At 67.2% G+C, this 14,430-nt stretch carries 11 protein-coding genes; 6 read left to right on the top strand and 5 right to left on the bottom strand.

Annotated elements, in window-relative coordinates; genetic code table 11:
• Positions 1-61: 61 nt before the first annotated feature.
• Positions 62-655: a DUF4245 family protein gene (locus tag K9D12_RS03155; protein ID WP_129664330.1), complete on the bottom strand. Its 594-nt coding sequence runs from the start codon at positions 653-655 to the stop codon at positions 62-64.
• A gap of 116 nt (positions 656-771) precedes the next feature.
• Between K9D12_RS03155 and glpX the strand changes: the two genes are divergently transcribed.
• The 5 genes from glpX (at position 772) to K9D12_RS03180 (ending at position 7,904) form a co-directional block, all read left to right on the top strand.
• Positions 772-1,776, top strand: a complete 1,005-nt coding sequence (gene glpX, locus K9D12_RS03160) for a class II fructose-bisphosphatase (RefSeq protein WP_182434603.1) — start codon at positions 772-774, stop codon at positions 1,774-1,776.
• Positions 1,777-1,831: 55 nt separating this feature from the next.
• Positions 1,832-2,770 (top strand): carbohydrate kinase, encoded by a 939-nt coding sequence (locus K9D12_RS03165; RefSeq protein WP_223059477.1) that lies wholly within the window; start codon positions 1,832-1,834, stop codon positions 2,768-2,770.
• 85 nt (positions 2,771-2,855) lie between these two features.
• Positions 2,856-4,292, top strand: a complete 1,437-nt coding sequence (locus K9D12_RS03170) for an aminotransferase class V-fold PLP-dependent enzyme (RefSeq protein WP_223059478.1) — start codon at positions 2,856-2,858, stop codon at positions 4,290-4,292.
• Complete coding sequence (locus K9D12_RS03175; protein ID WP_223059479.1) at positions 4,289-5,566, top strand: lysine N(6)-hydroxylase/L-ornithine N(5)-oxygenase family protein; 1,278 nt, start codon at positions 4,289-4,291, stop codon at positions 5,564-5,566. The genes K9D12_RS03170 and K9D12_RS03175 overlap by 4 nt, the downstream gene beginning before the upstream one ends.
• The gene (locus K9D12_RS03180) at positions 5,559-7,904 is read left to right on the top strand and encodes a GNAT family N-acetyltransferase (RefSeq protein WP_223059480.1); all 2,346 of its coding nucleotides are present in this window, start codon (positions 5,559-5,561) and stop codon (positions 7,902-7,904) included. The genes K9D12_RS03175 and K9D12_RS03180 overlap by 8 nt, the downstream gene beginning before the upstream one ends.
• Before the next feature lie 96 nt (positions 7,905-8,000).
• Here the strand turns inward: K9D12_RS03180 and K9D12_RS03185 are convergent, their stop codons facing one another.
• From K9D12_RS03185 to K9D12_RS03200, 4 genes are read right to left on the bottom strand one after another with little or no spacing between them, the layout of a single operon-like run.
• A complete protein-coding gene (locus K9D12_RS03185) occupies positions 8,001-9,272 on the bottom strand; it encodes an ABC transporter ATP-binding protein (RefSeq protein ID WP_187035866.1) in 1,272 nt (423 codons plus the stop codon).
• A 28-nt stretch (positions 9,273-9,300) separates the two neighbouring features.
• Complete coding sequence (locus K9D12_RS03190; RefSeq protein ID WP_118912221.1) at positions 9,301-10,167, bottom strand: carbohydrate ABC transporter permease; 867 nt, start codon at positions 10,165-10,167, stop codon at positions 9,301-9,303.
• Positions 10,167-11,135: a carbohydrate ABC transporter permease gene (locus K9D12_RS03195; protein ID WP_129664318.1), complete on the bottom strand. Its 969-nt coding sequence runs from the start codon at positions 11,133-11,135 to the stop codon at positions 10,167-10,169. Before K9D12_RS03195 ends, K9D12_RS03190 begins: the two co-directional genes overlap by 1 nt.
• A complete protein-coding gene (locus K9D12_RS03200) occupies positions 11,132-12,436 on the bottom strand; it encodes an extracellular solute-binding protein (RefSeq protein WP_129664316.1) in 1,305 nt (434 codons plus the stop codon). Before K9D12_RS03200 ends, K9D12_RS03195 begins: the two co-directional genes overlap by 4 nt.
• 258 nt (positions 12,437-12,694) lie before the next feature.
• On the opposite strand from K9D12_RS03200, the gene K9D12_RS03205 reads away from it, so the two are divergent.
• On the top strand, positions 12,695-14,419 hold the full coding sequence (locus tag K9D12_RS03205; RefSeq protein WP_223059481.1) for a fumarate hydratase: 1,725 nt from the start codon (positions 12,695-12,697) through the stop codon (positions 14,417-14,419).
• Positions 14,420-14,430 lie beyond the last annotated feature (11 nt).

The following is a 14,430-nucleotide window of genomic DNA, read 5'->3' on the forward strand; positions in this document are numbered from 1 at the left end:
TGACCGGCCGGGCGTCGGAGTTCCGAGATTCAGCTCGACCGACGACGGCCGAGCCGCAGCGTCACTTCGTGACGGCGCTGATGGGCTTGGCCGACTTCGCGACCTGCTCGAGCTGATTCCACGTGCCCTTGCCGGTGACGACGGTGTCGAGGCCCGCCAGCGGCGTCGTGCGCACGAGCGCCTTCTGGTCGCCGTCCATCTCGACCTTGCGCCACGTGGCACCTCCAGCCTTGAGCTCACCGGAGTTCGTGCCCTTGGCGACCTTCGCGAACCACGCCGCGCCACCGTCCTTGCGCTGCTGGATCGAGAGGTAGTCCTCGCCCGCACCCTGGTATCCGGCGCGCCAACGCTCCGGGTTCTCCTTGTCGCCGGGGATCATCGCCGCGTGAACGGGACGCCAGGGCGAACCGAGGCCGTCGGCAACAGCGACGTCCCACTTCTTCGACTGCGAGACCTGCCCGGCCACGCCTGCCGCGTCGACCGTGGCGAGTTTCGTCGCACCCTGACGAGGAATCAGGGCCAAAAGCACCAAACACCCCGCGATACAGGCGATCATGGACAGGACCATGCTCTTGGCATTGCCCTGCATCCCACGCCGCTTCGGCGGCTGGGGTGTCGGGTTGTCGTTCGTGGCGGTTTCGGGGGGCGTGCTCACGCCCCTATGGTCTCCGACAATGCCCCGTCGGAGCGAACCGGGTCCGTCCGAGCGCTCACGGCGGTGCGATGCCGAGCCGTTCGACGCCGTCATTCCAACCCCGAGGAGACATCGACGTGACCACGTCCCTGCCGACCTATCAGATCCCCGACCGCAACCTCGCGCTCGAACTCGTGCGCGTCACGGAGGCCGCCGCGATGGCCGCCGGCCCGTGGGTGGGCCGCGGCGACAAGAACGCAGCCGACGGTGCCGCCGTCGAGGCCATGCGCACGCTCATCTCGACGGTGAGCATGAACGGCACCGTCGTCATCGGTGAGGGCGAGAAGGACGAGGCGCCGATGCTGTTCAACGGCGAGCGCGTCGGGGACGGTACGGGCCCGGACGTCGACGTCGCCGTCGACCCGATCGACGGCACCACGCTCACTGCCAAGGGCATGCCGAACGCCGTTTCCGTGCTCGCCGTGAGCGAGCGTGGCTCGATGTACGACCCGAGCGCCGTGTTCTACATGGACAAGCTGGCCACCGGCCCCGAGGCTGCGGACGTCGTCGACATCCGCCTGCCTGTCGCCGAGAACATCCGGCGCATCGCGAAGGCCAAGGGCACCTCGAACAACGGCGTCACCGTCGTCCTGCTCGACCGCCCGCGCCACGAGGGCCTTGCCCAGGAGATCCGTGACGCCGGCGCCCGCATCAAGTTCATCTCCGACGGTGACGTCGCCGGCGCCATCATGGCCGCCCGCCCGAACACCGGCGTCGACCTGCTCCTGGGCACCGGCGGCACCCCCGAGGGCATCATCGCCGCCTGCGCGATCAAGTGCATCGGCGGCGTCATCCAGGGCCGTCTCGCCCCGAAGGACGACGAGGAGAAGCAGCGCGCTCTCGACGCCGGCCACGACATCAACCGCGTCCTCACGACGCACGACCTCGTGCGCGGCGACAACTGCTTCTTCGTCGCCACCGGCGTCACCGACGGCGAACTGCTGCGCGGCGTGCGCTACCGCGAGGACGGCTGCACGACCAGCTCCCTCGTCATGCGCAGCAAGAGCGGTACCGTACGAGCCATCGAGGGCGAACACCGCCTGAGCAAGGTGGCCGAGTACGCCTCCGAGCAGTACCAGTAAGCACGACCCGTCCCCCGCGCCCCTCGTGGGGGTTCACGCCCCCACGAGGAGCCGCATGTCCCAGCCGAACACCCGCACCACGCTCGTCATCGGCGAGGCACTCATCGACGTCGTCCACGCACTCGACGGTGACGTGACCGAGCACGTCGGCGGCAGCCCGCTCAACGTCGCCGTGGGCCTCGCTCGGCTGGGGCACACCGCCGTGCTTGCCACGCACCTGGGCAACGACGCACGTGGCGAGCGCATCCGTGACCTACTCACGGACGAGGGCGTCGACGTCACGATGTCGAGCTTCGACCTCGAGTCGACCTCGACGGCCCAGGCCACGCTCGGCGAGGACGGTGCCGCAGAGTACGAGTTCGCCATCGAGTGGCCTCCAGTCACCGGCATTCCGCACGACGCCGAACACCTCCACACCGGCTCGATCGGCGCCTCTCTCGACCCGGGGGCCGCTTCCGTTCTCGACGCGCTCAAGGCTGCGCGCAGCGCCGCGACGACGTCGTTCGACCCGAACGTGCGGCCCTCCCTCATGAAGTCCCCCGAGGACGAGCGGGTTCGCGTCGAGGAGTTCTTCCACCACATCGACGTCGTGAAGTCGTCCGACGAGGACGCACAGTGGATCTACCCGGACCGTAGCCTGCGCGAGATCGCGCACGGTTGGGCCGAACTCGGCCCGCGACTCGTCGTCATCACGCGCGGTGGCGACGGCGCCTTCGTCGTCGTGGGCAACGGCGAGGAGCTCGAGTTCGCGGGCCACTCCGTCGAGGTCACCGATACGGTCGGCGCCGGCGACTCGTTCATGTCCGGTCTCATCTCCGGCCTCCTCGACGCCGGCCTGCTGGGTGGCGCGGAAGCCCGTAGCCGCCTCGAGATGGCGCAGGCCGACGACGTGCGCCCCGCCCTCGAGCGCGCCCTCCTCACCTCGGCCACGACGGTGACGCGCGCCGGTTCGAACCCACCTCACCGCCACGAGGTCGTCGCCGACGAGTCGTGAGACTTCTCACCCCGCGCCTCCCACGGATGCATTCCACCCTTTGGTTTAGTTAGGTTCGCCTTACCTAACTAATTCAGGAGGTGCCGTGCGTCCCAACGCACTCTTCAGCGGCAAGAGCTTGCCCGAGTACGAGCAGGCGATCAGCGAAGCAGGGGCCGTCGTTGCCGACGCCGTGGCCTCGGCGAACCACCCGGCCACACCACGGCCACCGGCTCACCTGCGCTCCGTCGTCCGCCAGGTCGACCTCGATCGCCCCCTCGGTGAGCTGAGTTCGGCACTGGAGGAATCACGCGACCTCTTCCTCGAGCACGCGGTGTGGTTCCACGACGCCCGCTACCAAGCCCACCTCAACTGCCCCGTCGCCACGGCCGCCATCGCGGCCGACGTCATCGCCTCGAGCGTCAACACGTCGGTGGACACGTGGGATCAGAGCCTCGCTGCCACCCACATCGAGACGCATCTGCTCGAGTGGCTGGCCGGCCGACTCGGACTCGGCGATCTCGCCGACGGCGTCTTCACGAGCGGCGGCACGGCGTCGAACCTCCAGGCGCTCCTGCTCGCTCGGGAACACTCCACCGCCGACGGCACTCCCCTCGACGCGCTACGCATCCTCACCTCACCCGAGGCCCACTTCAGCGTGACGAAGGCCGCCCGAACCCTCGGCCTCGCAGCCGACGCCGTCGTCCACTGCCCCACCGACGAGCGCGGCCGCCTGCGCCCCGACGGCGTGGAGAGCGCCATCGACGACGCCGAGAAAGCTGGCCTCACGGTCATGGCCGTCTCTGCCACTGCGGGGACGACCGACCGCGGGGCCGTCGACCCGCTCGCCGCGCTGGCACAGATCACGCACGGACGCGGGCTGTGGCTGCACGTCGATGCCGCCGTCGGTGGCGCGCTCGTGACGTCGAGCCGCCACTCCTCGCTGCTCGACGGGATCGGTGGCGCTGATTCGGTCACGGTCGACTTCCACAAGACGTGGTACCAGCCCGTGGCCGCGAGCGCCCTGCTCGTGCGGGACCGCCGCATGTTCGCGCACTCGCGCATGAATGCCGACTACCTCAACCCCGAGCACGCGCGTGTGCCCAACCTCGTCGACAAGAGCCTCGCCACGTCGCGTCGCTTCGATGCGCTCAAGCCGTGGATCACGTTGCGCACCCACGGCGCCGACGCCATCGGATCGTGGCTGGACGCCTCGCTCGACCTCGCGCAGGAGGCCCACACGATCGCGGAGGCAATGCCCGATCTCGAGGTCTTCGAGCGCCCGTCGACCCACATGCTGCTCTTCCGCTTCACGGCCGTCGACCTCGAACAGCGCGACGACGTCAATGACGCCATCCGCGAGACCCTCTTCATGGAGGGCCGCACGGTCATCGCCCGCACCCGCTGGGGCGGTGAGACGTGGCTCAAGCTCACGCTGCTCAACCCGATGGCCGACGCGGCCGATCTGCGCGCGACGTTCGACGACGTCGTGCGCACCGGCCACCTCCTGGCCGGTGACCTGAGTGCGGAGGTGAGCGCATGAGCACGGTTCACGACGTCCTCGCGGTCGGCTGCGGACCGTTCAACCTCGGCCTCGCGGCCCTTGCGGAACCACTTGACCTCGACGTCGCCGTCCTCGAGGCACGCGACGAGTTCTCCTGGCACCCCGGCATGATGCTCGAGGGCGCCACGATCCAGGTTCCGTTCATGGCCGATCTCGTGACGATGGCCGACCCCACGTCGCGCTGGTCGTTCCTCAACTACCTCAAGCACCACGAGAGGCTCTACCCCTTCTACATCCGTGAGTCGTTCTACCCGCTGCGCGCCGAGTACGACGCCTACTGCCGTTGGGTCGCGAGCGAGCTCGAGTCCGTCGAGTTCGGGCACCACGTCGATCGCGTGACCTACGACGAAGGACGCGACGCCTTCGAGGCCCGTTGCACTCTCGCCGACGGCACTCAGGTCACCCGCTACGGAAGGCATCTCGTCCTCGGTGTCGGCACCGCGCCGCACGTGCCGGAATCACTGGCCGACCTCGACGGCGTGATTCACACCGCCGAGTATCTCGACCACCGCGACGAGCTCGCCGAAACCGAACGCGTCACCATCGTCGGCAGTGGCCAGAGTGCCGCGGAGGTCTTCCACGACCTGCTCGTGCGGCGCGGTGAGGACGCTCCCGGCGACCTCACGTGGGTGACACGGTCTCCGCGCTTCTTCCCGATGGAGTACACGAAGCTGACGCTGGAGATGACGTCGCCCGACTACGTCGACCACTTCCACGCGTTGCCCAGCGCTCGTCGTGACGCTCTGGGGCGCGATCAGCGCAACCTGTTCAAGGGCATCAGCGGTGACCTCATCGACGCCATCTACGACACGCTCTACGAGGCGTCGCTGCACGGACGCGTGCCGGCCCGGCTCGGCACCGCACAGGAGGTCGTCGCCGCCGAGACGACAGCGGACGGCCAGCTCCTTCAGCTTCGCCACCTCGACACCGACGAGACCTCGACGCTCACGAGCGAGCGCATCGTCGCGGCCACGGGCTACGCCTCCCGTGTTGACTCCCTCGTCGAGGGCCTGCCGAACGTACAGCTCGACGAGCGGGGTCGCCCCGCCGTCACCCGCGACTTCACGCTCGACGACGGCCGCGGGCGCATCTTCGTCCAGAACGGGGAGGAGCACACCCACTCGCTCACCGCGCCCGACCTCGGCATGGGTGCCCACCGCAACAGCGTCATCCTCAACCGCATCCTCGGACGGGAGGCATACCGCGTCGAAGAGCGCATCGCGTTCCAGACGTTCGGTCCGCTCCATGACTGACACCCAGACCAGCCCCAACCGCCACGCCGGCAAGAGCGTCCGCGCCCAGGACGTCGACTTCAGGCCACTCGACGTCGAGCGGGACGTCCCGCTCGTGCACAGCTGGCTGACTCACCCGCGCTCGCACTTCTGGGACATGCAGGAGGCCACGCGTGACGACGTTGCTGCCGGCTACCGCCGCACCGCCGAATCCCCGCACGAGGACGCCTGGATCGGAGAGATCGACGGCATGCCGATCGTTCTCGTCGAGACGTACGATCCCGCGCACCACCCCCTCTCCGACCCGGCAGTCGGCGCCGATGTGCGTGACGGTGACCTCGGCATACACCTGCTCGTCGCCCCGCCGGAGGGTGAAACACGCCGCGGCCTGACGAGCGCCGTCATGGAAGCCGTCGTCGGGTTCTGCTTCTCCCGCGGCGCCGACCGCATCGTCGTCGAACCCGATGTGCGCAACACCGCCGTCCACGCGAAGAACGCCGAAGTCGGGTTCGAGCGCGTGGCCGACGTTCAGCTTCCCGACAAGCGGGCTGCGTTCAGCGTCTGCACCCGCGACGCGTTCACCCGCGCGTGCTCCCCGACGAACCGTGCGTGGGACGAAGCCGAACGCCTCGTCACAGCCAAGGCGATCGGCGAGTTCGCCCACGAGCTGCTCATCACTCCAGAGCCGCTCGAATCCGGCGCCTACGCCCTCCGCATCCCCGCGAGTGACGACCGGCAAGCCGTCGACTGGTACTTCCGCGCGCGGCGCTACGCGCTCGAGCACTGGCACGTCGACCCGCGCAGCATCGAACGCCGCACCCTCGACGGGCGCATCGGCCCGGCGAGCGCCACGACGCTCGTCCTCGACCTGCGCGACGCTCTGACCCTCGACGGAGACCTGCTCACCACCTATCTCGAGGAACTCTCCTCAACCGTCGCTCACCGCGTGCGCACGAGCGACCCGTCGCGTCCGACGAGCGCGGACCTGCTCGATGCCCCCGCCCACGTCGTCGAGGCGGCCATGGCCGAGGGCCACCCGTGCTTCGTCGCGACGAACGGGCGCATCGGCTTCTCCGCCGACGACCTCGCGGCCTACTCCCCCGAGGCCGGAGCGGACGTGCGGCCGCTGTGGGCTGCCGTACCGAAGGACGTCTCACACCTGTCGCACAGCGATCAGCTCGACGAGGAGCGCGCTTACCGTCTCGCGCTCGGTGACGCGCAGTACGAGCGTCTGCAGGAGCGCATGCGGGAGGTTGGCGTGGAGCCGAGCACCCACCGGGTCATGCCTTTGCACCCGTGGCAGTGGAGCGAGCGGGTCCGGACGACCTTCGCCGAGGACGTGGCGCGTCGGCGCATCGTCCTGCTCGGCGAGGACACGGACAACCACCGCGCCTGCCAGTCGATCCGAACCTGGACGAACGTCGACGACCCGGCCCGTCCCTACGTGAAGACTGCCCTGGCAGTGCGCAACATGGGGTTCGTCCGTGGGCTGTCACCCGCCTACATGCGCGCGACGCCTGCGATCAACGACTACGTCGCGCGCATCGTCCGCCATGACGCCACGCTCGAAGCAGCCGGTTTCGACGTCCTCACCGAGTTCGCCGCCATCGGCTACACCGGCGACGTCTTCCACCGAGAGAACCTCACCGGCCCGCAGACGAAGATGATCGCGGGGCTGTGGCGCGAGTCCGCTGCCTCCCGCACCCCCGAGGGAGAGCAGGCCATGACGATGGCGGCGCTGCTCCACCGCGATCCGCACGGGCGGGCGTTCGTCACCGAACTCGTCGAAGCGTCGGGCCTCAAGGCACGCGAGTGGCTGCGTGGATACCTCGACGCGTACGTCCTGCCGGTCGTGCACATGCTGTCGGCGCGCCGACTGGCGTTCATCCCGCACGGCGAGAACATCATCCTGCGTCTTCGCGATCACCGCGTCGTCGGCGCCTTCCTCAAGGACATCGGCGAGGAGGTCGGCCTCATGGACGACGGCACCTCACCCGAGCGCGTCCAGGCTCTCCCCGCGGAGATCCGCCGCATCGTCGTCGAGGCAAGCAGCGCCGACATCGCGCTCGGGCTCTTCACCGACGTCTTCGACGGATTCCTGCGCTTCCTCGCGCCGATCCTCGTCGAGGACGGGCTGCTCACCGAGGTCGAATTCTGGAACGAGGTGAGCGACGTCGTCGCCACGTACGAGCGTGAGCACCCCGAGTACCCCACGTCGCTGCCGCTGCGAGCGCCGTCGTTCGCCCGCAGCTGCCTCAACCGACTCCAGCTGCGCAACCCGCTCGAGATGGTGAGCCTCGACGACACCGTCGGCTCGCTCATCAAGACAGGAGAGATCGCCAACCCGATCGCCGGCTGATCGCCCCGAGCCACAACCGGGCATGACGAGGGCCGCACCCTCCCCTTCGGGAGGATGCGGCCCTCGTCAGTGGATCAGGCGATCGGCGTTCACCACTCAGGCGACGTCGTTGCCACGCGAGATGGCGCCCTTGGCGTCACGCTCCTGCGCGCGCTTGAGAGCAGCCTTGCGCTGCTTCTCCGAGGCCTCGGCGATGCGAGCCGCCTTCTCCTCGTTGCGCGTGTAGTTGTGGCCCGACTCCGGGTCGAAGACGTGCATGTGTGCCGGGTCGAACGCGAACTCGACCTCGTCACCCTCGAAGATCTGCGAGCGAGCGTCGAGGTTGACGACGATCTGGCTGCGAGCGCCTTCGCCGTCGAGCTCCTTCTCGAGGTTGTCGAGGTGGCCCTGGACCGAAGCGTCCTGCTCGAACGGGATGTAGGCGTACTGCTCGTTACCCAGCCACTCCGTCTGGTCGACGAGCGCACGGAACGTGGCACCGCCGGAGACCGGGTTGACCTCGGCGTCCTTGATGTACTCGGGGCGGATACCGACGATGACGACGTCCTTGCCCTTGACGTCGGCAGCGAGCTGCGGCGTCATCGGAACCGAGACGAAGGGCAGACGCAGCTGGTCGCCCTCGACGCGAGCCGGGACGAAGTTCATCGGCGGGGAGCCGATGAAGCCGGCGACGAAGAGGTTGACGGGCTGTTCGTACAGCTCACGTGGGCTCGCGCACTGCTGCAGGACGCCCTTCTTGAGGACGGCGACGCGGTCACCCAGCGTCATGGCCTCGGTCTGGTCGTGGGTGACGTAGATCGTCGTGATGCCGAGGCGACGCTGCATGCGAGCGATCTCGGTACGCATCTGGCCACGCAGCTTGGCGTCGAGGTTCGACAGCGGCTCGTCGAAGAGGAACGCTTCGGCCTCACGGACGATGGCGCGGCCCATGGCGACTCGCTGACGCTGACCACCGGAGAGGTTGCCCGGCTTGCGGTCGAGGTGGTCGTCGAGCTCGAGCATCTTGCTCGCCTCGCGCACCTTGCGCTGGATCTCGTCCTCGGAGTGCGTGCCCTTCGAAAGGCGCAGCGGGAACGCGATGTTCTCGAAGACCGTCAGGTGCGGGTAGAGGGCGTAGTTCTGGAACACCATAGCGAGGTTGCGGTCGCGCGGGGCCAGGTCGTTGACGCGCTTGCCGTTGATCTCGAGGTCACCGGAGGTGATGTCCTCGAGGCCGACGACCATGCGCAGCAGGGTGGACTTACCACAGCCGGACGGACCGACGAGGATCATGAACTCGCCGTCGGCGATGTCGAGGCTGACGTCGTTCACGGCCGGGAAGCCGTCGCCGTACTTCTTGACGATGTTCTTGAGCTGAATGCTTGACATTTTCTGTCTCTCCTAAGAGGGCCGGGCGTCAGCCCTTGACGGCGCCGGACGTGAGGCCGGAGACGATCCGACGCTGGAAGATCAGGACGAGGATGATGACGGGGATCGTCACGATGACGGCCGCCGCGGCGATGGCGCCGGTCGGCTGCGTGAACTGGCTGGCACCGGTGAAGAAGCTCAGCGCGGCGGGAACCGTGCGGGCGTTGCCAGAGGTCAGCGAGATGGCGAAGACGAAGTCGTTCCACGCCGTGAAGAACGTGATGATCGCCGTCGTGAAGACGCCCGGGCCGGCCAGCGGAGCGATGACCTTGCGGAACGCTTCCCACGAGGAGGCGCCGTCGACCTGAGCCGCCTGCTCCATCTCCCACGGGATCTGCTGGAAGAACGCCGAGAGCGTCCAGATCGACAGCGGCAGCGTCAGCGCGAGGTACGGAATGACGAGGCCGGGGATCGTGTCGAACAGGCCGATCTGACGCCACATGTTGAACAGCGGCGTCACCATGGCGATGACCGGGAAGAACGAGACCGCGAGGGCCATCGTGAGGATGACCTTCTTGCCCGGGAAGTCCAGGCGGGCGATCGCGTACGCACAGAACGTCGCAAGGATGACCGAGATGACCGTGGCGAGCAGCGAGACGATGATCGAGTTGCGCAGCGCCGGCATGAACAGGTCGGACGCACCGCCCTTGAGGATCAGCTCGTAGTTCTCGAAGCTCGGGTTCGTCGGGAAGAAGTTACCGAAGGTGTTCTCCTTGCCCGTCGTGTCGGTCAGGGCCTTGTCGCTCTTGAGCGACAGGGCGAAGATCCACACGAGCGGCAGCAGCGTCCAGATCATGACGGGAATGGCGAAGCCGAGCATTCCCCACTTGGCCTTGTTGGAGACGTTGGTATCCATCAGTTGTTCCTCCCAGCGGCCAGGTCGACCTTGAAGCCCTTGACGAAGATCGCCGCGATGATGAGCACGCAGAGGAAGAGGATGACGGCGAGGGCCGAGCCCATGCCGATCTCCACTCGGTCGATGGCTTCACGCGAGACGAGCATCGACAGGGACGTCGTCTTGTTGGCACCGCCGGTCATGACGTACGGGTTGTCGAAGATGCGGAAGGCGTCGAGCGTGCGGAACAGCAGGGCGACCATGATGGCGGCCTTCATGTTCGGCAGGATCACCTTCGTGAGGCGCTGCCACCACGTGGCGCCGTCGACCTTGGCCGCTTCCTCCATGGAGGAGTCGACCTGGGCGAGACCCGTGAGGAGCAGCAGGGACATGAACGGCGTCGTCTTCCAGATCTCCGACAGGCAGATGACGAACAGCGCGCTCCAGCGGTCGCCGAACCAGTCGTAGTCGAGCGGGAAGCTACCGAACGACAGCGTGTGCAGCCAGTGGTTGACGAAGCCCGTCGAGACGTCGAAGCCGAACTTCCACGCGAACGCGGAGACGACCGTGATGATCGCGTACGGCAGCAGGACGACGGTGCGCAGCGTGCGACGCGGCATGACGATCTTGTTCATCAGCATCGCGATGGCGAAGCCGAGGATCAGCTCGACGACGACCGTCACGAGCGTGATGATGAGCGTCGTCCACATGGCCTCCCAGAACAGCGAGTCCTTGAAAGCGGAGACGTAGTTCTGCAGACCGACGAACTTCTTTCCCGCCGGGTCGGTGAGACGGTACTTGAAGAACGACAGGTACAGCGCGTTGAGGATCGGGTACATCGTCACGAGAACCATGACGACGAACGCCGGGCCCGCGAGCTTCCAGCCGAGATTGCGCTCGGCCTTCGCGCGGTCGGAAAGGCGCGCCTTCTTGGGCTTTCCCGAGTCGGCTGCGGCCGACTTCTTGGTGTCTACAGCAGCGGAACTCACAGCAGTGCCTTCCCCTTCAGAACGTCAAGGATGTACTTCTGAGCCGTGGCCGGGGTCTGCTGGTTGACGGCGCTGGGCGGCGAGAACTTCAGCTGAAGGGCACCGGAGATGTCACCCCAGTAAGGCGAGAGCGGACGCGGGACGGCCTTGTCGAGCGACGTGCGGATCTGGGCGGCGATCCCGTTCGGGAAGGCCTCCTTCACCTTGGCGTCGTCGTACGACTTCTTGCGGCTGCTCGGGTTGCCCGAGGCCACCATGTAAGCCGTGGTGTTCTCCTGGTTCGTGATGCAGTCGATGGCCTGGTAGGCGAGGTCCGTGTGCTTGGAGTTCTTGCCGACCGAGAGCTGGATTCCACCGAACGGCGGCGCGGAGTCCTTGTCCGCTACCGTGCGCGGGTAGATCGCCGCGGCAACGTCCTTCTTGTCACCCGTGTACGCGCCGTAGGTGTACGGCCAGTTCACGAGGAAGCCACCGTTGGGTGCCTGGAAGAGCGTCAGCGAGGCCGTTTCGTCGGAAGAGCCGACGGCCGGGCCACCCACGCCGCTCGTGGTGACCTTGTTGATGATCGTGGCGGCCTTCTTGCCCGCCTCGGAGTCGAGACCGAGCTTGATGTTCTCGTACGTGGCGCTGGGGTTCTCGACGAGCTTGCCACCGGCACCCGCGACGAGCGCATTGATCCACACCGCATAGCCCTCGTAGAGCTTGGCCTGGACACCGACCTTGGTGTTCGTCTTCTGCGCGGCGCTGACGAGCTGGTCCCAGGTGACGGGCTTGCTCATGTCGAGGCCGGCCTTCTGGGCGACGGACTTCTTGTACCAGAGCAGCTGGGTGTTGGCCCAGAACGGAACCGACGTCAGCTTGCCCTTGTACATCGAGGCGTCGATGGAGCTCTGCACACGGTCCTCGGTGAAGTTCTTCTCCATCCCGGCCGGAATCGGCGCGAGGTAACCCGCGGCCGCGAACTCCGTGACGAAGGCGGGGTCGGCGCTCATGATGTCCATGGAGCTGTCACCCGCCGCGAGACGACGAAGCAGCTGCGTGCGCTGATCCGAGGCCGAGTTCGGCAGCAGTTCGACCTTGATCTTGTACTTGCCGCCCGAGTTCTTCGTGCAGTTAGCGGCCAACGTGGCCTGGCCACCCTTGCTGGCGTCGGAGTTACCGACGTCAGGGTTGATGTACCAGGTCAGCGTGGGCGTGCTGCCCCCGCCGCTGTCCCCGCCGCAACCGGCGAGCACGCCCGTCGCGAGCATCGCCATCGATGCTGCGACGGCTACCCGTCGGCGAGACTTGGATGTGTTCATGAACACCGCTCCATCCTTGATGATTGACGTTTCATGATCACCTGCTCATGTGACGATCGCCATAGTCAGGTGAGCACCGAGACCAAACGGTTACGCAGAAGCAACCGGCCCGTTATGCGAGCGGCGATAAGGGTCGAACAGTCACCCTCCAAGGGGTGAGTTGTGGACAGATGTCCGCCCTCGGCGCGCCCTCGCGACGACGGCATTCGGGATGGCGGCGCACCGGGGACACGACGACCGCTCCGATAGGCTCCGCGCATGGCAGATTTCGCGTATTCGGACCTCCTTCCGATCGGCGAGGACACGACGACCTATCGCAAGCTCACCGACGAGAGCGTCCGAACCGTCGAGGGCCCCGGCGGACGAACCTTCCTCGAGATCGACCCGAGCGCCCTCGAACTGCTCGCGAAGACGGCGATGCACGACATCGCCCACTACCTGCGCCCCGCTCACCTCGCCCAGCTGCGCCGCATCCTCGACGACCCCGAGGCGAGCAACAACGACAAGTTCGTCGCACTCGACCTGCTGAAGAACGCGAACATCGCGGCCGCGGGCGTGCTGCCGATGTGCCAGGACACCGGCACCGCCATCGTCATGGGCAAGAAGGGCTCGCAGGTGCTCGTCGACAGCCCGTCGGCGCCCGACGAAGAGGCACTGTCGAAGGGCATCTTCGACGCGTACACCGAGCTCAACCTGCGCTACAGCCAGATGGCTCCGGTGACGATGTGGGACGAGAAGAACACCGGCTCCAACCTGCCCGCACAGATCGAGGTTTACGCCGACAGCCAGCCGGGGCACGAGACAACCTACAAGTTCCTCTTCATGGCCAAGGGCGGCGGCAGCGCGAACAAGTCGTTCCTCTACCAGGAGACGAAGGCGATCCTGAATCCGAAGCGCATGCTCGAGTTCCTCGACGAGAAGCTGCGCAGCCTCGGCACGGCCGCGTGCCCGCCCTACCACCTCGCCGTCGTCATCGGCGGCACGAGCGCCGAGTTCGCGCTCAAGACCGCCAAGTACGCGAGCGCCAAGTACCTCGACGAACTGCCCACGTCCGGAGACGCGGCCACGGGTCACGGCTTCCGCGACCCGCAGCTCGAGGAGGAGATCCTCGAGCTCACCCGTAACTTCGGTATCGGCGCCCAGTTCGGCGGCAAGTACTTCTGCCACGACGTACGCGTCGTGCGCCTGCCGCGTCACGGTGCGTCGCTTCCGGTGGCCATCGCCGTCAGCTGCTCGGCCGACCGTCAGTGCCTCGCGAAGATCACGCCCGAGGGCGTCTTCATCGAGCAACTCGAGACCGACCCGGCGCAGTTCCTGCCCGACGTCACCGAGGCGCACCTCATCGAGAGCGGCGACGCGGCAATCGGCGCGGGCTCGACCGGCAAGGGCGCCGCCGTCGACATCGACCTGAGCCGCCCGATGCCCGAGATCCTGGCCGAGCTGACAAAGCACCCCGTCAAGACGCGCCTGTCGTTGACCGGCACGCTCGTCGTCGCGCGCGACATCGCGCACGCCAAGATCAAGGAGCGCCTCGACGCGGGTGAGGAGATGCCCGACTACCTAAAGAACCACCCGGTCTACTACGCAGGCCCCGCGAAGACGCCGGAGGGCATGGCGTCCGGTTCGTTCGGGCCGACGACGGCCGGCCGCATGGATTCGTACGTCAAGCAGTTCCAGGCCGCCGGCGGCTCGATGGTGATGCTCGCCAAGGGAAACCGCAGCGCCCAGGTGACCGAGGCGTGCAAGGCGCACGGCGGTTTCTACCTCGGCTCGATCGGTGGCCCCGCGGCTCGCCTCGCGCAGGACTGCATCACGAAGGTCGAAGTGCTCGAGCACCCTGAGCTCGGCATGGAGGCCGTCTGGAAGATCGAGGTCGAGAACTTCCCCGCCTTCATCGTCGTCGACGACAAGGGCGACGACTTCTTCGCGGCCACCGCGAAGCCCACCGCCATGACCATCACCACCCGCCCCGGCCTGAGCTGACGGCGTCGGCG

The organism is Dermacoccus sp. Tok2021 (assembly GCF_019895135.1).
In the GTDB taxonomy this organism is placed as follows: domain Bacteria; phylum Actinomycetota; class Actinomycetes; order Actinomycetales; family Dermatophilaceae; genus Dermacoccus; species Dermacoccus abyssi.

Coding starts and splice junctions, on each gene's coding strand:
- K9D12_RS03180 (WP_223059480.1), top strand. CDS start 5,559: ATGACTGACACCCAGACCAGCCCCAACCGCCACGCCGGCAAGAGCGTC.
- K9D12_RS03165 (WP_223059477.1), top strand. CDS start 1,832: ATGTCCCAGCCGAACACCCGCACCACGCTCGTCATCGGCGAGGCACTC.
- K9D12_RS03200 (WP_129664316.1), bottom strand. CDS start 12,436: ATGAACACATCCAAGTCTCGCCGACGGGTAGCCGTCGCAGCATCGATG.
- K9D12_RS03185 (WP_187035866.1), bottom strand. CDS start 9,272: ATGTCAAGCATTCAGCTCAAGAACATCGTCAAGAAGTACGGCGACGGC.
- K9D12_RS03205 (WP_223059481.1), top strand. CDS start 12,695: ATGGCAGATTTCGCGTATTCGGACCTCCTTCCGATCGGCGAGGACACG.
- K9D12_RS03190 (WP_118912221.1), bottom strand. CDS start 10,167: ATGGATACCAACGTCTCCAACAAGGCCAAGTGGGGAATGCTCGGCTTC.
- K9D12_RS03175 (WP_223059479.1), top strand. CDS start 4,289: ATGAGCACGGTTCACGACGTCCTCGCGGTCGGCTGCGGACCGTTCAAC.